We start from the raw sequence: 24610 nt of genomic DNA, 5'->3' as shown, positions 1-24610 counted from the left end.
GGTGCCAATAAAAACCCCGCAAACCGATTCACGGCTGCGGGGTTTGCTTTATCTAAGGAACCTCAAGCTAGCATTTCAATGCTGATGTATCAAAAACGCATATCGCAAAAGTGAGTCATTACTCATCCCGCACACACATGCCCTTCGAAGATTTCACATAAGGCGCGAGAATTGGCATCATGCCTTTCATCACTTGTAATGGCAGAGCCGAAGTAAAACTAAAATCGTCCGACTTACTGCCCGGCACAAACGCTGTTAAGGTGCCGAAGTAGTTATCGCCTAAGTAGAACACAAAAGTCGCGGTACGGTTCATCGCAGTGGTAGCCACTTTGCGGCCCTGCTGCATCTGAGTCACGATACGGTTATCACCCGTCCCCGTTTTACCACCAATTGCCAGCATCTCACCGTTGTCGTCGGTAAAGATGCCCTTAAGACGTCGTGCAGTACCGTTTTGAACGACGTTTGCCAGCGCCGCCTTTAAGGCTTGGGCGACTTCATGGCGCATCACTCGTTCACCTTGAGTATTTTGGTTTTCGAGCCGAACTTCATAGGGGGTTTCCTCGGCAAAGTGCAGTTGATTAATCCGCACCGTCGGTAAACGATAACCATCGTTTTGAATAATCCCCATCAATTCCGCCAGCGCCGCGGGTCTGTCACCCGAACTGCCAAGTGCCGAGCCTAAAGAAGGCACCATAGATTCAAATGGATAGCCTAAACGCGCCCAACGTTGATGAATGTCGAGGAAGGCTTCCACCTCCAGCATTACCTGTACCCGCACATCCCGCGCGTTTTTATGGCGCGTTCTGAACAACCAACGATAAACCTCTTGGCGCTCATATTTACTGGCCTCCTTCACATCGTTGAGATTAGCCTCAGGGTGTTGATTCAAGTAATCGAGCACCCATAGCTCGAGTGGATGCACCCGCGCAATATAACCTTGGTCAGGCAGATTATATTTTTCAGGGCCGTACTTGTTATACAGCTCTTTGATGCGCTTATCTGTGTAATTGTTTTGCGGCAAACGCTGCTGCAAGAAGGCCTTAAACGAGGCCACAGACTCATTAGGCTGCAAATAACGGTAAGCCGCAGTGAGCTGCTGCTCCGCTTGGGTTTGGCCATCGAAGAACAGCTCTAAACGCTCATTGGGCGCCACTTTCTTATATTTACGGTAGAACTTATTGACGAAGGTATTGCCTTCGCGGTCCGCAAACACCCGCAAATACTCCTCACGGCGTGGATCCTTATCGTTGCGCAGCAGACGCGCCATATTGCCTTCGTTTTGCATACTACTGCTGTAGTTGACTATGTCACGCATCAAACGAACGAAGGGTAAGTTGATGGAGTTTTGCAACGCCTCGTACATGGTCGGCACTTTAAAATCTTCTGATTTTTTAAAGTTATTAAACACATGTAAACCGCCACCCGTGAAGAATTGCTCATTCGGTGAGGCTGAGTATTCCCGTTGCAACGCCGCATCCAGCATGCGGTCGAGGCGTCTATCCGGATTCACAATCAAGTAATCAATCGCCCAGCGCGTGAGATGGTCGCGGGGTTCAATCTCAATCGACTCCAACTCAATGCCGTGTTTCTTCGAGTATTTGTCGTGGATCTCGGCAATGATCTCAAGGTAAGTTGCGAGCACCCTGAGTTTGGCCGTCGAGCCCAGCTCTAACTTACTGCCCTCGTTAATATCGAAGGGTTGGTCAGTACTGTCGGTTTGCACCCGCACACGGTTCGCCGTCTCGGTTTTTTCATAGAGGGTAAAACTGTAGAGCACGTTTTGCAGTTGGCTGGGTTCGAGTAATCGCTCACCTAAGAGGCCTACCTTCTCGGCCGTAGCGGCCTGCCCAAGACTGCGTAAGTAATGACTCACCTGTTGTTGTAAGTCGCTGTGCAAGCTGCTGTTGACGGTCAAATCGAGGCGGTCCAAATCATACAGGCCGACATTTAACATGCCCGCAGTACGAATGCGTATCGTATTAACGCCCTTATCCGCTCCCGACTGGGTATTACGTTGGGCTTTAGCCACCTTAAACTGCAGTTTTTGAGCAAGCGCTGCGTCTCTAAGTTGGCGGTCAATCAAATAGTATTGGCCGAGTAAACGAATATGGCTGTCGACCAGATTTTCTAAATCCTCATGTCCCTGTAACAAATAATAGGAAGGACGGCGCTGGGCAATCATCAAGGCCACCACTTGACGGAACACTTGGCCACGCTTAGCGGCATTGGCTTTGATTTGCGGCGAAGCAAGCAGTTTATTGGCGGTATCGAAATCGGTACCAAACCACGCCCACAGGCCATCGCCTATGCCATGTACTTCACCGTGGTTAGGCGCTGAGGATAAAGGCACAGTATTTAAATAATCTTGAATAATCCGCTTACGGGCAGGCTCAGTAATTTCCCCCTGCTGATAAACCCGCACTGTGGCCGAGCCAATTTGCAGCAGCTTATCCTTAATGCTTAAGGTTAACCCTTGGGAGGAATGGCGAAACTTCTCAATTTGCGTCGCCAGTGTACTGCCACCGGCGGTAGAAACATTCATCCCCACCATTTCAGCGATTTGACTCATCCCCGCCACAATAAAGCGTGGCCAGTCGATCACCGGATTAAGTTTAGGCTCAGTCGTCCACAGCTCGCGGTTTTCAATAAATAACAAGGTATTGACGATTTCATTGGGGATTTTATCGTCATCTTGGTACACACGTTTAGGATAAGCAAACTCATAGAGATCGGTATTGCGACAATCCAGCAGCGCTAACCCCGATTGCGCCTTCTCATGGTAAGGCGGGAAAAAGCCCATTTGGGCGTATTCCTGTAGCGCAGGGGAAAACTCCACTTGCTGCGTCACTTGGAAATTACGCTGAAGCAATCTATCGATGTACTGGGGCAACTTACTGTAGCCGTGACGTTCATCGAAGGGTCCGTAACTTGGATAGATAATTGACTGAGTGGGCTGATTTTTCAGCTCATAGGTCAAGGTCTGCGCATATTGATGAACATACTTAGACTGGAAATAAGAGGTTTTAACCTCTTGGCCAATTAAAATCGCCACACAGATAATCAGAATAAAAAACAGGAACCAGACACGCCCCTTAGATCTCGGCTTGCGCTGACGCTTAGCCTTAGGTTCGGGTTGTGGCGGACGAGGACGATAATTTTCGAATTGCATTTCTTGCGTAGAATTAGGCAAAACGGCTCCCAAAAATCACTTAACAAATCCTTTCTACGTGGGAAAGTTCCCAACCTATGCTCAACACATCCAGTATCAGGGCAAAACTCACACTTAAGTTCGTCCACTGTGCATGAGTCTGCAAATACATTCCTTTGCCTTCATTGAGCAAGACCTAACAACACAGGATCATTGCGTCTCTTGTTAGATCTCACCGTATTTTAATGAGTTGGCAGCGCGCCTCAAAGTGGTTAGCGCAAAAATACTTAGCAACTTATCGCAAGTGCTAACCGCGCTTGAGGCTTCAATCAATCCCAAATAAACTCACGAAAATGCTTACGGCAAACCGATTCGTAACTTTCATTACCGCCGATTGCCACCTGCTCACCTTCGCGCATCACTTTACCTTCACCATCAAGACGCACCACCATATTGGCTTTGCGTCCACAGTGACAAATGGTTTTCAGCTCGACTAACTTATCGGCCCATGCCAACAAATAATGACTGCCAGTGAAGAGTTCACCTTGGAAGTCGGTACGTAAACCATAGCACAAAACTGGGATATCAATTTTATCAACAACATAAGTAAGTTGTTTAACTTGCTCTTTGCTTAAGAATTGGCACTCGTCCACCAGCACACAGCTCAAATGATTCTGTTGGTGCGCCGTGGTGATCATGTCTATCAGATTGTCGTGGCTGCTAAATACCTGGGCATCGGTTTCAATACCAATACGTGATGCCACCTTACCTTTACCGTATCTGTCGTCGATAGAGGCCGTCATCACTAGGGTATTCATGCCGCGCTCGCGGTAGTTATAGGAAGATTGTAATAGAGAGGTGGATTTACCCGCATTCATTGCTGAATAGTAAAAATACAATTGCGCCAAAACGAATCCCTTTTTTAACTTAAATTTATTGTTTCTCTGTTGCCAGAGCTTATGGCGCCTAGTTTACCATTGCGCCGTGCCCTAACACACTAGGCCAATCTCAGCTTTTCTACTGAAATCCCAATCTTGTGGCTTCGAACGGATATTAAACCAACGACCTCTTCTACCTCGGCTTAACATGATTGTTCGTATTTCCGTCCAAACCAGAAAATAGTCATCAGACAAACCCTGTCACAGCCCAATTGTTACAATAAGCTTAATTTAACCTTAAATATTGTTTTATATAAGAAATGACACATTAACAAATATTTAAAATTGAGATCTACCTCCAAAGATATAGGCTAAAATGCGGTTTGGTTCAAAAAACAAACATTCCATTATCCGTAATATTTGCTCGAGACAAATGTACTCACAAAAACAAAAAAAGTTATTCGAACGCTTGCAAATTAAATCAGCGGCTCAAAGCACTAATCTCCCCTGCAAACTTTAGTGCTGCAATCCGTGCCTTTAAATGCGTATTGGATTAAATGGAGATTATGATGAGAATATTCACATCTAAAAAACTGGCATACCTAGTCGCAATCGCCCTAACTGGCGCTCTAGCAGGCTGTGGCAGTGATGGTAAAGACGGCGCACCAGGCCAACCCGGCGATCCAGGTCAACCCGGTAAGCCTGGAGACCCATGGACGCCACCACCAGTTACAAGTTCAGCGGTGACCAATGTTAAAGTACTGGGCTACAGCTTTGGCGAAGGCAGTATCACCTATGAATTTGAAGTCACCGACGAAAACGGCAACTTAGTCAATGGCCTGTTAAATGCAGAAGCTAAAGTCGCCGCCTTAACCGACAAAGGCTTTATCAATAACCGCGACGAAGCCGACATTAACAATGTCACCGACAACGTGCATATCGGCGGCGCTGCAACTCAAGCCACTGAAGGCGCTGAAATCAAGTCGCTAGGCGATGGTCATTACAGCTTTAAAGCTCCAATGAAAGGTGTCAACGCCAGTACTGAAGGCATCGTCTGGCTCAGAGTCGGCGGTAACAGCGAAAGCGGTATTGCGCGCTCTGCGCCAATGGTTGTGAATAAGCCTGAAGGCACGCATTCAACCACCACCGACAGTTGCTATGCTTGTCACGTCGATTACGCCACTAGCCCACGTCGCCATGCTAGCTATGTCGCTACAGGTATGGACAGCGAAGTCACTTTCGTTGAAGGCTGTTTGGTCTGTCACGGCTCGGTGAGCCGCGGCGCGAAAAATGCCGAAGGCTTCTCTATCGGCGGTTACGCCACCAATACACTGTCTAAAATTGGCCACATTAATCACCAGAAATTCACTAAAGATTTCAGCGTGATGAACTGTACTTCTTGCCACGTTGAAGCGCCAACCAATATCAGCGTTTCAGGCCCTGGTTGTATCGACTGCCACAACACTGGCGGCGTACCAGGTGCGATTGTGCCAAGTAACGGTGCCGATGTGCGCCCAATGCATGAAGGCAAAGAAGGCATTACCGAGCGTCAAGCTATCCGTGCTAAGTACCAAGTAACACTCTCAACCCCCGTTAAAGTAGATGATATTTCCACCTTAACCGACCACTATGCGCCCGATGGCTCAAGCGTAGCGAAAGCGGAACCCGGTTGGTGTACCACCATCACAGTGAAAGACACTGACGGCAACATCTTTAGCATTAAAGATAACTTCAACTACTCAGATCCTCTGGTATTTGATGCCAAGAAGCCGATTGTCTACGCTGGTGCCTATCTGCATGCTTATGACAACAACACCTTAGTAGGCCGCCCAGGTAACCGTACAAACTATTACTATGGTTACAACACCGATGGTACTAAGAATATCTGTCACCTACTGACGGATATCAGCGCAGTGAATGCTAACTATGCTTACTCTGCACGGGTCACCTTCAGCACCGCAGGCTGGATGGAATACGACGGTAATCAACGCTATCAAAGCAATGGTAACCTCAGAGCCAAGGGCTATGACGGTTCAATGGGTGTTTCTTTCACCGCCTACTCAGATGTAGTTAATCCAGTAAGTGCTGAGAAAGTATCTGGTTTTGAACGTCGCACTGTGATCAGCGATAACAGCTGTACGACTTGCCACAACGATGCCACCGCTTTCCACAAAAACGGTGCATTCGACCAAGGCGGTAACGGCTGTATTGCCTGCCACGATAACGGCATGGCTCGGACTTCGGCCACACTGGGTGCAGGTTTTGGTCCTATGATCCACAGCTGGCACTGGGGTAATGGTGCAAATGTTGGTGAGATGAAGGCCGACGGCACCCAAGCCAAGACAGCGAACGGCGCAGGCGCTATCAACCCAGTCACTAGCTGTGTTGCCTGTCACGAAACCGCTATTGATTTAAACAAAGTGCCAAATCAATACATTCTTGAACCCGGCAGCAAGATGACCAGCCCTGTTACCGCTAACTGTTATGCCTGCCATACTGGCGATGCAGTTAAAGCCCACATGGTGAGCAACGGTGGCGAGATCAGCGTGCCAGCCACTGGCGATTGGTTCAAGCAACCTACGGGTGAATCTTGTGCCGTGTGCCACAACACAGGTAGCAGCTCTGGTATCGACAAGTACCATAACTTTACCCGTAAATAACTAGTCGTCCCGCTATTTTCCCTGCAAGAAAATAGTTCAAGCGCCCTACGGTTGTAGGGCGCTTTTTTTGTTTACTTTTACTTACAACTTCACCCCATAGGTTTTCAGTCCTATTTAAGTTAGTAACGCTAGAGTCACAAAAAACTACAATTCTAAGGAAATCACTCAACTATGCGTAAAAGTTTTATTGCCATCGCCATTGGCGCCACTTTGATGACAGGCGCACTCGCAGGCTGCAGCACTCAAGATACTAAAGCGACGAATGTGACCGCAGTTCAAACCCAAAATCCTCTGTTCCAAGCCAGCACGCTGCAATACCAAGCGCCTGATTTTAGTGTCATTAAAGACGAGCATTTTCAGCCCGCATTAGAGCAAGGCATTAAAGAGCATTATCAAGAGATTTTGGCCATTGCCAACAATCCTGCCGCCCCAACCTTCGACAACACGATTGTCGCCATGGAAAAAAGCGGTGCCCTGCTGACCCGTGCATCGAGCGTGTTTTACAACCTCGCGGGTTCAAACAGCAATCCTGCCCTGCGTAAAATCCAAGGTGAGATGGCCCCGAAAATGGCAGCGCACTCAGATAACATCAACCTCAATCCAGCACTATTCGCCCGTATTGAAACTATTTATAACGACCGCAATAACTTAGGCTTAACGTCTGAAGCGGTACGTTTGGTTGAGGTGTATCACCAACGCTTTATCATGGCCGGTGCTAAACTGACCGATGAGCAGAAAGTGAAGATCCGTGCCCTGAACGAAGAACAATCGACGCTGACCAACGAGTTCTCACAACGTTTACTGCGCTTAACCAAAGAAATCGCCATCGTTGTCGATAACAAAGAGCAACTGGCGGGCCTGACTGACAGCGAAATCACCTCGGCAGCAAACGATGCCAAGGCCGCAGGCCACGAAGGTAAGTACTTAATCAACATCACCAACACCACTCGCCAGCCTGTTCTCGCCTCTTTAGAGAACCGTGAACTGCGCCAACGCATTTGGGAAGCCTCGGCAAACCGTGGCTTAACGGGTGAAAACGAAACCGCATCTTTAGTGTCTCGCCTTGCGCAATTACGTGCCGAGCGTGCCGCTCTATTAGGTTATGAAAACTGGGCCAGCTACCGCCTCGCGCCACAAATGGCAAAAACGCCTGAAGCGGTATACAGCATGTTTGGTTCAATGGTGCCTGCCGTCGTCGCTAATACCGAAAAAGAAGCTGCCGATATCCAAGCGATGATCGACAAGACTGGCGGCAAGTTTGAACTCGCGCCATGGGACTGGGAATTCTACGCTGAGAAGGTTCGCCAAGAGAAATACGCCCTCGATGCCAATAGCATTCGCCCTTATTTCGAATTTAACCGCGTACTCGAAGACGGTGTGTTCTACACCCTCAAAGAACTCTATGGCGTCACCTTAAAGCCGCGCCCAGATTTACCCGTGTACCACCCGGATGTGAAAGCCTACGAAATGTTTGATGCCGATGGTTCAAGCATGGCGATTTTCTACGCCGACTACTTTGCCCGTGAAGGCAAACGCGGCGGCGCATGGATGAGCTCGTTCGCGGGTCAATCCTTCCTCGAAGGCACTAAGCCTGTCGTGGTCAACGTGATGAACATTAAAAAGGCGCCAGAGGGACAACCGACCTTCGTCAGCTACAACGAAGTGACCACTATGTTCCACGAAATGGGCCATGGTACCCACGGTATGTTCTCTAAGGTGACTTACCCAAGCTTGGCGGGTACTTCTGTCTCCCGTGACTTTGTGGAATTCCCATCAACCTTCGAAGAAGACTGGGCAGCCCACCCTAAAGTGTTAGCCAACTACGCCAAACACTACGAAACAGGTAAGCCAATTCCCGATGATTTGCTGCAAAAACTGCTCAAATCCGGCAGCTTTAACCAAGGCTTCGATACCTTAGAGTATATGGCTGCGGCGCTCGTCGACATGGAATGGCACTCATTAAGCCCAGATGCCCCACTGCAAGATGTGGCGACATTTGAAGCCAATGCGCTGAAAAAACACGGCTTAAATATCACCGCCGTGCCACCACGTTATAAGTCAACTTACTTTGCCCACGCCTTCCCAGGTGGTTACTCAGCAAGTTACTACGCGTATATGTGGAGTGAAATTTTAGCGGCTGACGCCTTTGCCTATGTGCAAACCCAAGGTGGATTAAACCGTGAAATCGGTATGAAATACCGCAAGACAATTCGCGAAGTGGGCAACAGCATTGCGCCAATGGAAGCCTATAAGAACTTCCGTGGTCAAGAGCCTACCACCGAAGGGTTATTGAACCGCCGTGGACTCAACACCGCCCTGTAATTAGGGATGAGTGAACAATAAAAAATCAGCCAGCGTAATTGCTGGCTGATTTGTTTTTAGCGCTGGGTAAATTCACAGAGAAGACACGCGAATAAACAGCTCGCTTAAATTAGGCTTATTTCGCGTTGCTTTGTGATTTGAATCGTAACCACACAATGCTTAAGACAAACAGCACGCCACAGGTCAGCAGTCCCGCATTCACCGACTCAGTAAAGCCAAGCACTACGTAGCCCACCATGCTGATCAGTGCCACAATCACAGCGTAAGGCAGCTGAGTGACAACGTGGTCGATATGGTGACAGCTCGCGCCGGTTGACGACAGAATCGTGGTATCCGAAATCGGTGAGCAGTGGTCACCAAATACTGCGCCCGCCAAGACAGAAGCCAGCATAGGTAACATCATGGCAGTGTGGCTACCCATCGCCATATCGGCGGCAATCGGCAACATAATACCGAACGTGCCCCAACTGGTGCCGGTAGAAAACGCCGTCAGACCCGCTAACACAAACATCAACGCAGGTAAGAAGGCAAAGGGAATGTTTCCTGTGGCGAGGCTTGCCATAAACTTACCGGTCTCAAGCTGGCCAATCACGCCCGCGATGGTCCAAGCAAATAACAGGATATAAATCGCAGGCAGCATAGAGCGAGCGCCCTGCACCACGCCTTTGACGACCATCGACTTTTCGACGCCTTGCACTAGGTTAAGCACCAGCGCAACCGCTAAACCAATCAGTGCACCAAAGAACAGTGATGAACTCACATCGGTTTTTTCAAAAGCAGAAATAATATTAAATTCAATGCCTTCTTTCGTTAATACCTGGGCACCACTGTCGACCATAAAATACAGGGTCGCAAATACCAGCACAGTAATAGGTAAGAATAAACCGAGGATTTTACCCGTTTCGGCTTCGGGTAAATCGGCATTCGCCCCAGGCGGTAATCCTTTATTCTCGTCATATAAATTACCGCGCTGTGCATTTAATTCATGCTCACGCATAGGGCCAATATCCAAGCCCATAAATGCAACACAAAGTAATAATAATAAAGAGAAAATAGCGTAGAAATTCATAGGGATCATTTGAATAAACACACTCAAATGACCAGAATCAGCAAAACCGTGGGCGGTTAATATGCCGCCGATCAGCGCGATAATATAAGCGCCCCAACTGGATACCGGCGAAATAACGCAAACTGGCGCCGCCGTTGAATCTAATAAATAGGCTAACTTAGCGCGGGAAATATAATAACGGTCAGTGACGGGTCTGGCGACAGAGCCCACGACTAAGCTATTGAAATAATCGTCAATAAAGACAACACAACCTAAAAACATGGTCAGTAATTTGGCATCGCGTTTATTGCGAATATGCAGGCGCGCCCAATCGGCAAATGCCCTGGCACTCCCACTGACGGTAATTAATGCCGTGATCATCCCTAATACAATTAAAAAGCCGAGAATGTATAAATTCCAAGAATTTACGCCATCTTCTGACCAAAAAAGTCCTTTTACACTGTTAAATAAAAACTCACCGCTGGCCACAGGTGAAAATTGATTGAGTAATAACACCCCAATCACAATACCTAAACCGAGGGAAAGGAGAACGCGGCGAGTGAAAATCGCCAACACAATTGCGACCACAGGCGGCAGCAAAGAAAGTGCCGAATCGGCGTAACTTACTACAGTCATTGATTATTTCTTCGTCAAAATACGAATGGAGGGCGACTGAACTGGTGGGAAAAGGCAATAGATACCCAAGATCACCTGTCCTATCAGTAGCGCTCCATAGTAACTATTCCTAATATCCGTATCAGAAAATACTATGGCAGTGTTGTACCTATTCGGCACAACCCCAGCAGTTGATCGTGATAAATCAAACCACTTCGGCACCAAATCCTTTCGTGAACGATCAACGGAATCACCCTACTGATCACTACTGATATTTGGTGCGCCTCTACTTCTAAGAACGCCCATGCACGGGCGTGAGGCAGATAAAAACATAAGCGGCTAAGCAGTTGCCACCGCAAAGCCGCTTACTTTGACTTAGATCACGGATAAAATCAACCTAGAGTTGAAATCAACTCTGGAACGGCGTCGAACAGGTCGGCTTCGAGGCCATAATCGGCCACTTGGAAGATTGGCGCTTCAGGATCTTTGTTGATTGCCACAATCACCTTAGCGTCTTTCATCCCTGCTAAATGCTGAATCGCACCCGAAATCCCCACGGCGATGTAGAGATTTGGCGCCACAATCTTACCGGTTTGACCCACTTGCAGATCGTTAGGCACAAAACCTGCGTCAACCGCGGCGCGAGAAGCCCCAACCGCGGCACCGAGTTTGTCCGCCAATTGCTCTAACATACCGAAGTTTTCACCGCTGCCCATACCACGGCCACCAGAAACGATAATGCCCGCATTACCTAACTCTGGACGTGCTGAAACGGTCAATGATTGAGATACAAACTGGGTTTTGGCTTCAAATACTTTATCTAAGGTGGTCACGGCGGCACTGTTGCCCTGCGCCGCTGCATCGAAGGCACTGGCACGGACTGTCATCACTTTAATCGCGTCATGGCTTTGTACTGTCGCTAAAGCGTTACCCGCGTAAATCGGGCGAACAAAAGTATCACTGCTCACCACGCCAATCACTTCAGAAATTTGCGCAACGTCTAACAAGGCCGCCACACGTGGTAGCGTATCTTTGCCAGCGCTCGATGCTGCAGCCAAGATATGGCTGTAGTTTGGTGCTAAGTCCACCAACAATTTAGCTACGTTTTCGGCTAAATGCGCTTCATAGGCACTGTTATCGGCGACTAATACTTGAGCGACACCTTGTAAGGCTTGCGCGGCTTGTGCCACGGCGCCACATTGGTGACCTACCACCAATACATGCACATCATCACCAATGGCACACGCAGCGGTGACAACCTTTGCGGTATCCAGTTTCAGTGCCGCATTATCGTGTTCTGCTAATACTAAAATGGCCATTTAGATCACCTTCGCTTCATTCTTTAACTTTTCAACCAGCTCAGCTACCGACGCAACCATGATGCCCGCCTTACGTTCGGCAGGTGGCGTCACCTTCACCACAGTTTGATGGGCTTTTAGCGTCACACCTAAATCCGCAACAGTGAGCACATCTAATGGCTTACGTTTAGCTTTCATGATGTTAGGCAATGAAGCGTAACGAGGTTCGTTCAAACGTAAATCGGCAGTCACCACAGCTGGCAGCGGCAGACTTAAGGTTTGCATCCCGCCATCTATCTCGCGAGCCACTTGCACTGAATGACCTTCGACTTTGATTTCAGAAGCAAAAGTGGCTTGTGGCATATCCGTTAATGCCGCAAACATTTGGCCAGTTTGGTTATTATCGCCATCGATAGATTGCTTACCAAACAGCACTAATTGCGCTTGTTCTTTTTCTTGTACGGCTTTGAGTAATTTGGCAATCGATACTGGGGTTAACTCTTCTTCAGTATCAATGTGAATCGCACGGTCAGCACCTAGTGCTAACGCGGTACGCAATTGTTCTTGAACGGCTTTATTGCCGATACTGACGACCACTACTTCAGTAGCACTGCCCGCTTCTTTTAAACGAACCGCTTCTTCTACTGCAATTTCACAAAAAGGGTTCAACGCCATTTTGAGGTTTGCGGTATCAACGCTGGTGTTGTCAGCTTTTACCCTGACCTTCACATTGGCATCAACTACGCGCTTAACAGGCACCAATACTTTCATAGGGTTTCCTTCCTACAATTTCATGTACATGGACAAAACATTGGTCATCACCAATGCAGGATAGAGCCACTTTACGTCCTGTTAACGTTAACGTCAACCAAACTCAAACGCCTGTTTGCATTTTTTAAGACTGTGGTATTGGCCACATTTTTGAACACTTATCTGCCATATTTAAAAAGTTCAAAAATTAAATAATATTTAATTTCTGTTTATTGCATAATTTTATTTGATTCGAGCTATATTACTTTCTATCATTTAGCTGTTGTTCACCATTATCCTGTAATAAAAATAGAGTGGGACGAAAATAGATATGAGCGAATTTTTAGAGATATTAACTCACGGTCGTCGTTTTAAAGCTGCAGTAAAAGATCTCAGCATTGAAGAACTGCGAGATTTAGCGGCTAAGCTAGATAAAATTTTAGTTGAGCGTGAGTCAATGGCAGCAGAAGAGCAGCAAGCTATTGCTGCACGTAATGCTAAAATCGAAGAAATCCGCCAACAAATGGAAGCAGTTGGTTTATCAATCGACGACTTAGGTGGCGTTGCAGTTAAAGCTGCAGGTAAAAAACGCGCTCCACGTCCAGCAAAATACCAAATCGAAGTAAACGGCGAAGTGATCCAGTGGACTGGTCAAGGTCGTATGCCAACGGTATTTAAGAACGAAGTCAATAAAGGCCGTTCTATGGATGATTTCTTAATCTAATCCAATACCGTGCTGGTAATAGCCGTTTGCTATTACCACTGAGTAACATAAAAAAGCTCGCGCCCTGCGAGCTTTTTTATGCCTGAATGCCACCACCATTGCATTCAAGCAAATGCTTAAATTGCGTTACAATTCAGCTTTAGTATTTACATCTGCTTTAGGTTACTCTTTATTCCCCCTCCGTCTAAGTGAATAAAAAATGCAGATAAACAATAAGATAATAATAAGCTGCGGCATTATAAGTAGTTTTGTATCCCACAACATTTTTGCCGAGGCCAATCCCATCTCCCCCGTCAATAAGTTAACGGCCTTCACCAATGCTGAATTAATCATGGCGCCAGGGAAGCGACTCACAAATGCCACATTATTAGTTGAAAACAATCGGATCAAAGCCATTATTGAAAAAGGGGATATCCCAGCAGCGGCATTAAAAGTTGATCTCAGTGGTTATACTATCTATCCCGGTTTTATCGATCCCTTTACCGATTATGGTATCGAGTTTGAATATCCAAAATTGGGGCTGACTCGACCGGTATATGATATTAAGCGTATCGGCGGTAATGCGGAAAATGGCGCAATTCACGCTGAAAAAGAATGGTTTAATTACGTTTACCCAAATAAAGAACGCGCACGTGATTGGATCAATAACGGCTTTACCAGCGTACAAAGCAGTAAACTCGACGGTATTTTCCGCGGTACGGGTGTGAGCCTTTCATTAGCCGATAAAACCGCCAACGAGGTGATTTATCGCGCGCGCAGTCAACCTTTTATGGCCTTCGATAAAGGCACATCTGAACAAGACTACCCCAATTCTCTGATGGGCAGTATTGCACTTATCCGACAAACCTTTGCCGATGCTAACTGGTATAACCAAAATAAGCACAAATCGGTTAATAGTTCAGCAAATGCTCAAATTGAATTTAATATCGCCTTCGAACGCTTAGATAACTTAGCCGAGAAACAAATCGTCTTTGAAACAAAAAACCTCAACGATTTACTGCGCGCCGCTAACCTGCTCAAAGAACACCAGCAACCCGCCAACCTACTCGCAAGTGGTCAAGAATATGCGCGCATCAATGAATTAAAGGCCCTGAATTATCCCCTGATCCTACCGCTCAACTATCCGCAGGCACCGGATGTGGGCACCGATGATGCCGACCGTGAAGTCTCCCTTGCAGAACTCAGACAATGGGAACGCGCGCCCACAAACCCAGCAGCAGTGGCCAATGCGGGCATCCCCTTTGCCTTTACCCAATTTGGCATTAAGACCGAGGCGTTTTGGCCTCGCCTACGTCAAGCCATCGCGCAGGGATTAAGTGAGGACAATGCCCTCGCCGCGCTCACGACTCAAGCCGCCGAGATGGCGGGGACGGCTGACTTCGCCGGTAAACTTGCCCCCGGCTATATGGCCGACTTTGTGATTACCAAGGGCAATATCTTTAAGGATGGCCAGATTTATAGCGTCTGGCTGCAGGGCGAAGAGCAGTCCATTCGCTCACTCCCACAGGCTAAACTCTTGGGTGACTATCAGCTTACGTTGAATAATCTCACCTTAGATTTGAGCCTTGAAAAAACGGGCAAAGCAGGCAAAACCACCTTCCAAGGTCAGTTGAGCAGTGGCGAGAAGAGCATTGCACTCACCAATCTTAAGCTTGAAAACGACGGCCGCGTGAGCTTTAACGCCGATTTAAGCGATGCGGGCATACATGGCATCAGCCGTTTTACCCTCTGGCTCGCTAAAGATGGTATTCAAGGCCGTATGGTGGACGCCCAAAGTCGCAGCATTAATGTGGCGGGTATTGCTATCGCTTCGAGTCCAAAGACGGAACAAGAAGGCACGCCTAAAACCGATGCTGCACCAACCTTAGTGAGTCAACTCACCTACCCTAACGTTGCCTATGGTTTGAGCGAGGCACCCAAAGCCGAGAAACTCCATATTAAAAATGCCACCCTGTGGACCTCAGATAAACAGGGCATTTTAGAACATGCGGATCTGTTAATGGCCAATGGCCGAATTGAAAAAATCGGTCAGCAACTCAGCACACCTTCGGGTTATCAAGTTCTCGATGCAACGGGTAAACACTTAACTGCGGGTATCGTCGATGAGCATTCCCATATTGCGATCAATGGTGGTACCAACGAAGGCACTGACGCGGTCACTTCTGAAGTGCGGATTGGCGATGTGATCAATCCCGAAGATATCTCCATCTATCGCGCACTCGCAGGCGGCGTCACCAGCGCACAATTACTCCATGGCAGCGCTAACCCTATTGGTGGTCAATCCCAGTTAATCAAGATGAAATGGGGTGAAAGTGCCGAGCAGCTTAAATTTGCCAATGCCCCTGCCAGTATCAAATTCGCCCTTGGCGAAAACGTCAAACAGAGTAACTGGGGCGAGAAGTTTGTTCAGCGTTTCCCACAGACGCGCATGGGCGTAAAAGCCTTATTTGAAGAAACCTTCGATGCCGCAATCGCCTATGAGAAAGGGCTGAAGGACTATGATGACTTACGCAGCAGCGAGAAGAAGAAAACCATTGCACCACGTCCAAGCTATCGCCTACAGGCGGTCGCCGAAGTGTTAAAGCAGCAGCGTGATGTGCATATCCACTCCTATGTGCAGTCAGAAATATTGATGTTCTTGCGATTAGCCGAAGCCTATCACTTTAAGGTGCAAACCTTTACCCACGTACTCGAAGGTTACAAGGTTGCCAGTGAACTGGCCGCCCATGGCGCAGGCGCCTCGACCTTTGCCGATTGGTGGGCCTATAAGTTCGAAGTCTATGATGCGATTCCACAAAACGCCTGCCTGATGCAGAAACAGGGCGTGCTCACCAGCATCAACTCTGACGACTACGAAATGCAGCGCAGACTCAACCAAGAAGCGGCGAAGTCAATGATGTATTGCGATATGTCTAAAGAAGATGCCTGGAATATGGTGACCATCAACCCGGCGAAACAACTCAGGGTCGATGAGTACGTTGGCTCACTCACCCCAGGCAAAATGGCCGATATCGTGCTTTGGAACGCCGAGCCGCTGTCAATTTACGCCAAAGTGACGCAGGCTTGGGTCGAAGGCAAACGCTATTTCGATCGCGACCAAGACCAACTTGCCCAGCAGCAGGTCGTCGCAGAGCGCGCCGCCCTTATCCAAAAAATTCTCAGTAGTGATGATAACGCCAAGGCGGGTGAGAAAGTCACACCGCTTAACGAGCCACAATGGCACTGCGATACCCATTATCAAGCTTGGGGCCAACATCATCAGGGAGCAAAATAATGAAGCACTTACCCACTAGCTTGCTGCTGTCGACACTGGCTGTCGCGCTGTCAGCCCAGGCACATAATCTCGTCCCTGCGGCCAAGCAAACCCAGAGCGTGTTGATTAAAAATGCCACAGTGCATACCGTCAGCCAAGGGACATTAACCAATACCGATGTGTTGATTGAGCAAGGTAAAATTAGCGCCATCGGGCCACAGCTAAGCGTCAATGGCGCTGATAGCCAAGCGCAGGTCATCGATGCCACGGGTAAACACTTATACCCCGGCCTTATCGCACTCGATACCAGTCTCGGTTTAGTCGAAATCGAGATGGTGCGCCCAACCGTCGATAATGCAGAAGTCGGTGATTTTAATCCGCAAATTAGCGCGGCGACGGCTTACAACCCAGATTCAGAGTTATTGCCGACCATTCGTTACAATGGCATCACCCACGCCCAAATCGTCCCCAGTGGGGATGGATTAGCCGGCCAATCTGTGATCGTCGACCTCGATGCTTGGACGATTGAGGACGCCCTGCAACCAAGCGAAGGCCAATTCCATGTTTACTGGCCACAAATCAAGCGCATGCCTGAAGATGAAAAGGAAAAAGCCAAGGCCATAGAGAAAAATCAGCAGGCCATAGATAAACTGACCACAGCCTTTGAGGATGGCTATCGCTACTTTTTAAGTCATAAAGCAAAGGATTCGGCCAAGACAACCAATTTACGTTGGCAGGCCATGTTGCCCCTATACCAAGGCAAGGCCACGCTATTTGCCCATGCGGACAGCGTCAGCCAAATTGAGCAAGTCATTGCCCTGACTAAAAAATATCAATTTAAATTGGTGATTGTCGGAGGCTATGATGCGTGGCGATTAGCTTCAAGCTTGAGGGAAGTTAACGCCAGTGTGATTTACCCGCACACCCTGAGTCTGCCCAAACGAAAAGATGAACCTGTGGATTTACCCTTTAAAATCCCTTCGTTACTGGCAAGTGCAGGCATTCCCTATGCCCTTGGATTTTCATCGGATTGGAACAGTCGTAACCTTCCCTATGCCGCGGGCTACAGTGCCGCTTACGGCGTCACGCCCGAGCAAGCATTAAAATCGGTGACCTTAGATGCAGCAAAACTGCTGGGGATCACCGATTTAGGCGCCATAGCCATCGGTTATCAGGGCAGTGTTGTGCTGAGTGACGGGGATATCCTCGACCCTATAAGCAACAAAATTAATGCGATCTGGATTGAAGGACGGCAAATAGATCTGAATAATCGCCACCAGCAGCTTTATCAAAAGTATCTTAAGCGCTAGAATTTGCTCAGATAAATCGCTCGATAACGCGCAGTCCGTTGGACTGCGCTTATTTACCCTTACTCTCAGGTCAAACCATGAAAATCATCCTCTCAAGTGCATTAGTGCTAATGCTTAGCGCCTGTGCCAGCGATTACAGTTTTAACAGCAATTTGGACGGCGAGGCGATTAATGACTACTTCAAGGCGGGCGATGTCACGCTGTTTGAGGGCGATAGTTTGCCTAAAGGTCATTACGAATTAAAAGGTTTGGTACAGGGCGAATCATGCCAAGCCGATGTGAATGCAGTGCCCGCTTCCTTAAGTGAAGCAAGAACCGAAGCCCGCCGCGCGGCGGCCGATAAAGGCGCCAATGGCATCATCATCAAACAATGCGTAATGATGGAAGAAGCAGCCCAAGGCTGCGTCAGCCGCGCCCTCTGCGTTGGCCAAGCCATCAAAATGACCTCTGCCGACTAGTTCAAAGCGTGTATACTGCACGCCAATATTGATGTACTTAGCAACCTAGACCATCGGCGTTTGGGTTGTTGTCCTTGCTTTAGGTATTTTTTGCATGACATTTACCAACCAAATTACCGCTGTGGCCACCTGCCGTACCCCCTACAAACAAAAATTTGGCATTCCAAGGCAACCTGGTTTGGTGGAAGCACGCGGTTATGTTGAGCTGGAAGGCCATATCAATCATCTCGACGCCGTGCGTGGCATCGAGCAATATTCCCACCTTTGGCTGCTGTTTTGTTTCCATGAAAATCTCGCCCAAGGCTGGAAAACCACCGTACGCCCACCGCGTTTAGGCGGTAATGAAAAACTCGGTGTATTCGCAACCCGCTCGACTTTTCGCCCAAACGGCATTGGCCAATCCGTGGTAAAACTCCACCGAGTGGTGCAACGTAAAGGCAAAGTATGCCTGGAGATTTCAGGCATGGATCTTGTCGATGGCACGCCGATTATCGATATAAAGCCCTATATTCCCTTCTCAGATTCGATTGAAGGTGCCGTCGGCGGTATCGCTCAAGAAGCGCCTAAGCTGATTAGCGTGGTTTTTTCCGAGCTCGCGGCAACGCAGATTAACGCCTATAGCAAACAGGACGCTTATACTGATTTGGCCGAACTTATCCGCGGCGTACTCGGACAAGACCCTCGCCCTGCCTATAAAAAAGCCAAGGATGATCCCAAGCTATATCAAGTGGCTTTGTATGACTTAGATATCTTTTGGCGGATGGCGGTTGATGAGGATGATCGGGAATATATTCAAGTGCTCGAACTCAAACCGGGGAAATGTGGCTAAATGCAGACGCTAAACACAACCGCATTGCCTGATTATCAGAGCCAACACAAAAAGCGTCTGTCTTGGATGCCCTGGCTGTATTTTTCACTCAAAGAAAAACACTTAGTCTGGGCTAAACCTTGGCAGGATGAAATTCAAACCAACCTTTGCGCCCTCGAAACCGTCACCATTGGTGATAACTGTTTTATCGCCCCCGAGGCACAATTATTTGCTGAGCCCAATCGCGATATCAAGATAGGTAATCATTGCATGATTGCCGCCGAATGTTTTTTACATGGCCCTATTACCCTTGGTAACGAAGTCGCCATCAATCATGGCTGCTCCTTCGATGGCGGTCGAGTGGGGATTCAAATTGGCTCCCAAACTCGCATTGCTAATCATGTCACTATCTATGCCTTTAATCATGGCATGGCGCCCGATACGCCCATTTATCAACAAGCCTCCCACTCTAAAGGCGTCGTGATAGGTAAAGATGTTTGGATTGGCGCACAGGCCGGGATAGTTGATGGTGTCACCATTGGCGACCATGCGGTGATTGGCATGGGCTGTATTGTCACCAAAGATGTCCCCGCATGGGCTATCGTCGCCGGTAATCCTGCACGGGTGATTGGCGATCGGCGAAATAAGTAAGCAGCGACGAGAATCTAGATACGAGCAATGACGAAGTCGCACCCTAACGGCGCAGCGCTTATCTTTGCTTTATCGGTTATCCAGCATCAAAAATGCTATTTGTCTCCCAGCTAGTTGAATTTAACCTAAATCCATAGGTGACATCATCAAAGCAGGTGATAAAATGGCGCCCATTCAACTCAAATTTGGACATCGGTAATGCGCGTTAGCAAATACCTACTTTCTACTCAAAAAGAAACACCTGCGAATGCAGAAGTCATCAGCCATCAGTTAATGCTACGTGCGGGTATGATCCGCCGTAACGCTTCAGGTCTATACAGCTATCTGCCCACGGGCCTGCGTGTATTGCGTAAAGTCGAAGCCATTGTTCGTGAAGAAATGAACAAAGCGGGCGCGATTGAAATCCTAATGCCTATGGTGCAACCGGCTGATTTATGGGTAGAAACGGGTCGCTGGGACAAATTTGGTCCTGAACTACTGCGTTTTAAAGACCGTCATAACCGTGACTTCGTGCTGGGGCCAACCCACGAAGAAGTGATCACCGACTTAATCCGTAAAGAAGTCAGCTCTTACAAGCAATTACCGCTGAATCTTTACCAAATCCAGACCAAATTCCGTGACGAAGTCCGCCCACGTTTCGGGGTGATGCGTTCGCGCGAATTCCTGATGAAAGATGCGTATTCTTTCCATCTTGACGTGGATACCATGAATGAAACCTATGAGGCCATGTATCAAGCCTATAGCAACATTCTGTCGCGCATGGGCTTAGCCTTCCGCCCTGTTTTAGCGGACACAGGTTCTATCGGTGGCAGCATGTCACACGAGTTCCATGTATTGGCGCAAAGCGGTGAAGACTTAATCGCCTACTCTACTGGCAGCGACTATGCCGCTAACATCGAGAAAGCCGAATCGCCAATGCCAACCGAAGCGCGTGGCGCGGCAACAGAAGCATTACGTTTAGTCGATACCCCAAATGCGAAAACCATTGCCGAGTTAGTTGAGCAATTCGGTTTGGATATCACTAAGACAGTGAAAACCTTGATTGTGAAAGGTGCGACGGAAGAAGCACCGCTGGTAGCGCTGATTGTACGTGGCGACCACGAGCTGAACGAAATCAAGGCAGACAAGCTAGATTTAGTGGCATCACCATTAGAATTTGCCCCAGAAGCCCTGATCCGTGATGCCATTGGCGCAGGTCCTGGCTCATTAGGTCCTGTCGGCCTGAATATGCCTGTCATCATCGACCACAGCGTTAGCGTAATGAGCGACTTCGCCGCCGGCGCAAACCTTGATGACAAACACTACTTTGGCATCAACTGGGAGCGCGATCTGCCTCTGGCACAAGCAGCCGATATCCGTAACGTGGTTGAAGGCGAGCCAACACCTGATGGTTTAGGTACTTACGCGATGGCGCGTGGTATCGAAGTGGGTCATATCTTCCAACTCGGTACTAACTATTCTAAATCGATGAATGCGACTGTTCTCGATGAGAACGGTAAATCACAAGTGCTGCTGATGGGTTGTTACGGTGTGGGCGTGAGCCGTATCGTGGCGGCAGCCATTGAGCAAAACTTCGATGATCGCGGCATTGTATGGCCAGAAGCCATTGCCCCATTCAGTGTAGGCATTCTGCCAATGAATATGCACAAATCACACCGCGTGACCGATATCGCCGAGCAGTTATACAAAGACTTAAGTGCTGTGGGTATCGATGTGCTATTGGATGACCGTAAAGAGCGCCCAGGCGTCATGTTCGCCGATATGGAACTGATTGGTATTCCACACACTGTGGTGATTGGCGATCGCAATATCGACGCTGGCGTATTTGAATACAAAAACCGCCGCACCGGTGAAAAGCAAGATGTGCCATTCGACCAAATCGTCGATTTCTTAAAAAATCTGCAAGCTTAAGCGAAGGCTTACTGCGCCGAACTTAGTGCGCCGACACAGTCCGTTTGAGCAGATGCTTAAATAAGATTCTCGCGATATAAATGCAAACGCACTTGAGTCTCCCTCAAGTGCGTTTTTTATTCCCGCCCCAAAAACAGATTGCCTTCTACGAGCCCACTCAAGACAAACTAAAGAAATGTCATTGAGATAACAGCTCAGACTTGCTTTTTTAGATAAGGCATTGCTTTAATAAAATCATAATAACAAGTCGTTGAGTCATAAGATTGCCAACATCAACAGCATTAGTTCTCGGTGGCGGTGGCGCTCGGGCCGCCTATCAAGTGGGAGTGTTAAAAGCACTGGTCCAGCTTTATCCGCGCAACCATGGCGTGCCCTTTAAAATCATTTGTGGCACCTCTGCGGGCGCCATTAATGGCACCTCCATCGCCACCCACGCCTCCTGCTTTCATTTAGGCGTCAAAAAACTAGAGTGGGTTTGGCGCCATTTTGAAACGAGAAAGGTATATCGCGCCTCCATCCCAGGCGTGTTAAGTCATTTAGCCAAGATGGCGCTCAAGGGCCTGCAAGATGATAAGGTGAATACCGACGCGGGTAGCCTACTCGATAACGAGCCTTTACGGCATTTACTGAATGAACTTATCGATTTTAAGAGAATCGATCGCAATATCCGCAACGGTGCATTGACGGCGCTCAGTGTCGATACCTCGTGCTATAACAACTCGCGCTCGGTGACGTTTTTTCAAGCGGCCAGGGATATTGAAAACTGGACTCGCGCTAGGCGCAGCGGTGAGAGACGGATGTTAAATACCGAACATCTTTTGGCAAGCTCGGCGATCCCTATGGTGTTTCCGTCGATTAAACTCAATCAAGCTTATTATGGTGATGGCTCAGTCCACCAACTCGCGCCGCTCTCAAGCCCAATTCATTTAGGCGCCAATAAGCTATTAGTAATCAACCTAGACAGTCCCCATAAGCATTTTCCTATGGAGCTAGAATATCACCCGAAGACAGCGACCATTGCTGGTCATCTGCTGGATACTATCTTTTCCGATACCTTAAATAGCGATCTTGAGCGCCTAGAGCGGATTAATCACACGCTGTCGCTTATTCCCGAAGAGAGCCGTACTCAACTGTCATTACATCCCATACAGACCCTAGTGATAAAACCCAGTGAAGACTTAAGTAAAATCGCCGCCCGTTTCTATGATGATATGCCTTGGGCGATTAAAACCTTACTGGGCTTTATCGGTATCGACAGGCAGTCAGACTCAAGTATTGTGTCCTATCTTTTGTTTGAAAAGTCCTACACCAGCGCCTTGATCGAATTAGGCTATAAAGACGGTATGGCTCAAATGGATGAAATAAAAGCATTTTTTAATCTGACATGAGGATGGCTTAAGACTTGTTACAAACGGCCAAATAAATCGATTTGAAGCACCACCTTCTGCGTGGTATAAAATAGGAGTAGCCTAAGAGTTATCCCGTGAATGTGGCAAACCCATTCTAAATTAAGGATTATTTGAAGGCGAATCGGCAGCAAATCAGTCTAAAGTTTGAATAGCGAAACAGATTTAACATTGATCATTTAAGTTGAATCGCCTATCATGCTGTACTAGATTAGCTAAAAATTAGGTTAATTTTTTCTAAAAGGGAATCACGATGAAAAAAACTTCATTAGCACTTATTGCTGCTATTTCAATGTTAGGTTCAGTTGCTGCTAATGCTAACCCAACGACTGGTGGAACGACTACTGGTGGTACTACGAGTGGCGGCGCTACTGGTACTATTGTTGCGGGTAGTATCGCAGCAGGGGCAGTTGTAACAGGAGCGTTAGTTGCTGCAAATGGTTCAGATGGCAACCCTGTCACAACATCTAACAGCAACTCTACATCAGTGTCATCTAACTAATCATTAGTTAGTACATATCGCTAATAACCGCCTTCTGGCGGTTGTTTTTTTTAGGGTATTTAAATTTCCTAATCAAAATAGTGAAAACTTGAAATCATCTCGCCATATATTTACATTGGTTATCTATCATTATTGAGAATAAGCAACTCGGATGCGTGTATATAAAAAACTCCTCCCCTTTTTTGCCATTTCGGCAATAATTGCAGGGCTCTCGGGCTGTAGCCAACGAATTAATGCTCTGAACGAAACCGCCAAACTCGCCTTTTTAGGAAGTGAGGATGTTGTTCTCCCCCCTGAGCAAATATCTGCAAATCCCTATGCCAGCATCTATGTAAAAATTGAAGATACACCTCAGGCATTTGTGGTGCTAGCTTTTGCTGAACCTAAAACTAGTCTATCTGCAGTAAAAAAGGTACCTGAAGCACTAGAGCTTAAATGGTTATCTGCGGATAAAGGTATGTTAGTTACGGTAAACGGCCGCTTAGTCAAAACCCACAATCTACTCACTGGTAATTTAAGTGCGGTTGAAAGTGATGACCCGGACCCTTTGCTACTAGGTTTGCACTTAAGCAATACACCCAAATTCTGGACTCGTACACTGGACTGGCAACCCGGTTATCATTATGGCTACAAAGCAAAGTCAGAATTTAAATTGATTGCCGAAGAGAATATTCTAATCAATGGCTTTCCTACGCAAGCCCTACATTTTAGTGAATATGTCTCTGTGGATACCCTCAATATCCAATACCAAAATGATTTTTGGCTAGATCCACAAAATGGTAACGTCCTTAAGAGTCGTCAAAAGATTGCACCTAATCTGCCATTTATTGACATCACATTACTAAAGCCTTTTGCGGCATAGTGGAGC

The 24610-nt window shown here is 47.7% G+C and carries 17 protein-coding genes and 1 riboswitch; of the genes, 12 read left to right on the top strand and 5 right to left on the bottom strand.

Annotation, left to right across the window (positions count from 1 at the left end; translation table 11 throughout):
• Positions 1-118 precede the first annotated feature (118 nt).
• Positions 119-3190 carry a transglycosylase domain-containing protein gene (locus tag SHEWANA3_RS07390; protein ID WP_011716479.1) on the bottom strand — a complete coding sequence of 1024 codons (3072 nt, stop codon included), beginning with the start codon at positions 3188-3190 and terminating at the stop codon, positions 119-121.
• A 287-nt stretch (positions 3191-3477) separates the two neighbouring features.
• A complete protein-coding gene (locus SHEWANA3_RS07385; protein ID WP_011716478.1) occupies positions 3478-4056 on the bottom strand; it encodes a thymidine kinase in 579 nt (192 codons plus the stop codon).
• Between the two features lie 539 nt (positions 4057-4595).
• Here SHEWANA3_RS07385 and SHEWANA3_RS07380 point away from each other — a divergent pair.
• Positions 4596-6686 (top strand): cytochrome c3 family protein, encoded by a 2091-nt coding sequence (locus SHEWANA3_RS07380; protein WP_011716477.1) that lies wholly within the window; start codon positions 4596-4598, stop codon positions 6684-6686.
• A gap of 171 nt (positions 6687-6857) precedes the next feature.
• Positions 6858-9008 (top strand): M3 family metallopeptidase, encoded by a 2151-nt coding sequence (locus SHEWANA3_RS07375; protein WP_011716476.1) that lies wholly within the window; start codon positions 6858-6860, stop codon positions 9006-9008.
• A gap of 115 nt (positions 9009-9123) precedes the next feature.
• On the opposite strand, the gene SHEWANA3_RS07370 is transcribed toward SHEWANA3_RS07375, so the two are convergent.
• From SHEWANA3_RS07370 to SHEWANA3_RS07360, 3 genes are all read right to left on the bottom strand, one after another.
• Positions 9124-10692: a Na+/H+ antiporter NhaC family protein gene (locus SHEWANA3_RS07370; RefSeq protein WP_011716475.1), complete on the bottom strand. Its 1569-nt coding sequence runs from the start codon at positions 10690-10692 to the stop codon at positions 9124-9126.
• 79 nt (positions 10693-10771) lie between these two features.
• Positions 10772-10968: riboswitch (Lysine riboswitch) on the bottom strand.
• Between the two features lie 95 nt (positions 10969-11063).
• Positions 11064-11990: an FAD-binding protein gene (locus SHEWANA3_RS07365; RefSeq protein WP_011716474.1), complete on the bottom strand. Its 927-nt coding sequence runs from the start codon at positions 11988-11990 to the stop codon at positions 11064-11066.
• On the bottom strand, positions 11991-12740 hold the full coding sequence (locus tag SHEWANA3_RS07360) for an electron transfer flavoprotein subunit beta/FixA family protein (protein WP_011716473.1): 750 nt from the start codon (positions 12738-12740) through the stop codon (positions 11991-11993).
• A gap of 310 nt (positions 12741-13050) precedes the next feature.
• Between SHEWANA3_RS07360 and SHEWANA3_RS07355 the strand changes: the two genes are divergently transcribed.
• The 10 genes from SHEWANA3_RS07355 to SHEWANA3_RS07310 all read left to right on the top strand — a co-directional run bounded on the left by SHEWANA3_RS07355 (position 13051) and on the right by SHEWANA3_RS07310 (position 24604).
• Complete coding sequence (locus SHEWANA3_RS07355; RefSeq protein WP_011716472.1) at positions 13051-13443, top strand: H-NS family nucleoid-associated regulatory protein; 393 nt, start codon at positions 13051-13053, stop codon at positions 13441-13443.
• A gap of 199 nt (positions 13444-13642) precedes the next feature.
• Entirely contained in the window at positions 13643-16717 is a 3075-nt protein-coding gene (locus SHEWANA3_RS07350) for an amidohydrolase family protein (RefSeq protein ID WP_011716471.1), read from the top strand.
• Positions 16717-18006: an amidohydrolase family protein gene (locus SHEWANA3_RS07345; RefSeq protein ID WP_011716470.1), complete on the top strand. Its 1290-nt coding sequence runs from the start codon at positions 16717-16719 to the stop codon at positions 18004-18006. Before SHEWANA3_RS07350 ends, SHEWANA3_RS07345 begins: the two co-directional genes overlap by 1 nt.
• Before the next feature lie 77 nt (positions 18007-18083).
• A complete protein-coding gene (gene rcsF / locus SHEWANA3_RS07340; RefSeq protein ID WP_011716469.1) occupies positions 18084-18464 on the top strand; it encodes an Rcs stress response system protein RcsF in 381 nt (126 codons plus the stop codon).
• A gap of 94 nt (positions 18465-18558) precedes the next feature.
• A complete protein-coding gene (tsaA, locus tag SHEWANA3_RS07335; RefSeq protein WP_011716468.1) occupies positions 18559-19293 on the top strand; it encodes a tRNA (N6-threonylcarbamoyladenosine(37)-N6)-methyltransferase TrmO in 735 nt (244 codons plus the stop codon).
• Positions 19294-19923, top strand: coding sequence for an acyltransferase (locus tag SHEWANA3_RS07330; RefSeq protein WP_011716467.1), 630 nt, complete (start codon positions 19294-19296; stop codon positions 19921-19923). It begins immediately after the preceding gene.
• 198 nt (positions 19924-20121) lie between these two features.
• Positions 20122-21834 (top strand): proline--tRNA ligase, encoded by a 1713-nt coding sequence (locus SHEWANA3_RS07325; RefSeq protein ID WP_011716466.1) that lies wholly within the window; start codon positions 20122-20124, stop codon positions 21832-21834.
• A 263-nt stretch (positions 21835-22097) separates the two neighbouring features.
• Positions 22098-23222, top strand: a complete 1125-nt coding sequence (locus tag SHEWANA3_RS07320; RefSeq protein WP_011716465.1) for a patatin-like phospholipase family protein — start codon at positions 22098-22100, stop codon at positions 23220-23222.
• Positions 23223-23493: 271 nt separating this feature from the next.
• Positions 23494-23742, top strand: a complete 249-nt coding sequence (locus tag SHEWANA3_RS07315) for a hypothetical protein (protein ID WP_011716464.1) — start codon at positions 23494-23496, stop codon at positions 23740-23742.
• A gap of 151 nt (positions 23743-23893) precedes the next feature.
• Positions 23894-24604: a YjbF family lipoprotein gene (locus SHEWANA3_RS07310; protein ID WP_011716463.1), complete on the top strand. Its 711-nt coding sequence runs from the start codon at positions 23894-23896 to the stop codon at positions 24602-24604.
• Positions 24605-24610: the final 6 nt, after the last annotated feature.

The organism is Shewanella sp. ANA-3 (assembly GCF_000203935.1).
Classification (GTDB): Bacteria; Pseudomonadota; Gammaproteobacteria; order Enterobacterales; family Shewanellaceae; genus Shewanella.
This window is presented reverse-complemented; position numbering and strand designations above follow the sequence as displayed.

Excerpts from the sequence above, each read along its gene's own strand:
- SHEWANA3_RS07360 (WP_011716473.1), bottom strand. The coding sequence starts at position 12,740 with ATGAAAGTATTGGTGCCTGTTAAGCGCGTAGTTGATGCCAATGTGAAG.
- tsaA (WP_011716468.1), top strand. The coding sequence starts at position 18,559 with ATGACATTTACCAACCAAATTACCGCTGTGGCCACCTGCCGTACCCCC.
- SHEWANA3_RS07350 (WP_011716471.1), top strand. The coding sequence starts at position 13,643 with ATGCAGATAAACAATAAGATAATAATAAGCTGCGGCATTATAAGTAGT.
- SHEWANA3_RS07330 (WP_011716467.1), top strand. The coding sequence starts at position 19,294 with ATGCAGACGCTAAACACAACCGCATTGCCTGATTATCAGAGCCAACAC.
- rcsF (WP_011716469.1), top strand. The coding sequence starts at position 18,084 with ATGAAAATCATCCTCTCAAGTGCATTAGTGCTAATGCTTAGCGCCTGT.
- SHEWANA3_RS07375 (WP_011716476.1), top strand. The coding sequence starts at position 6,858 with ATGCGTAAAAGTTTTATTGCCATCGCCATTGGCGCCACTTTGATGACA.
- SHEWANA3_RS07345 (WP_011716470.1), top strand. The coding sequence starts at position 16,717 with ATGAAGCACTTACCCACTAGCTTGCTGCTGTCGACACTGGCTGTCGCG.
- SHEWANA3_RS07380 (WP_011716477.1), top strand. The coding sequence starts at position 4,596 with ATGAGAATATTCACATCTAAAAAACTGGCATACCTAGTCGCAATCGCC.
- SHEWANA3_RS07365 (WP_011716474.1), bottom strand. The coding sequence starts at position 11,990 with ATGGCCATTTTAGTATTAGCAGAACACGATAATGCGGCACTGAAACTG.
- SHEWANA3_RS07310 (WP_011716463.1), top strand. The coding sequence starts at position 23,894 with ATGCGTGTATATAAAAAACTCCTCCCCTTTTTTGCCATTTCGGCAATA.
- SHEWANA3_RS07370 (WP_011716475.1), bottom strand. The coding sequence starts at position 10,692 with ATGACTGTAGTAAGTTACGCCGATTCGGCACTTTCTTTGCTGCCGCCT.
- SHEWANA3_RS07315 (WP_011716464.1), top strand. The coding sequence starts at position 23,494 with ATGAAAAAAACTTCATTAGCACTTATTGCTGCTATTTCAATGTTAGGT.
- SHEWANA3_RS07355 (WP_011716472.1), top strand. The coding sequence starts at position 13,051 with ATGAGCGAATTTTTAGAGATATTAACTCACGGTCGTCGTTTTAAAGCT.
- SHEWANA3_RS07325 (WP_011716466.1), top strand. The coding sequence starts at position 20,122 with ATGCGCGTTAGCAAATACCTACTTTCTACTCAAAAAGAAACACCTGCG.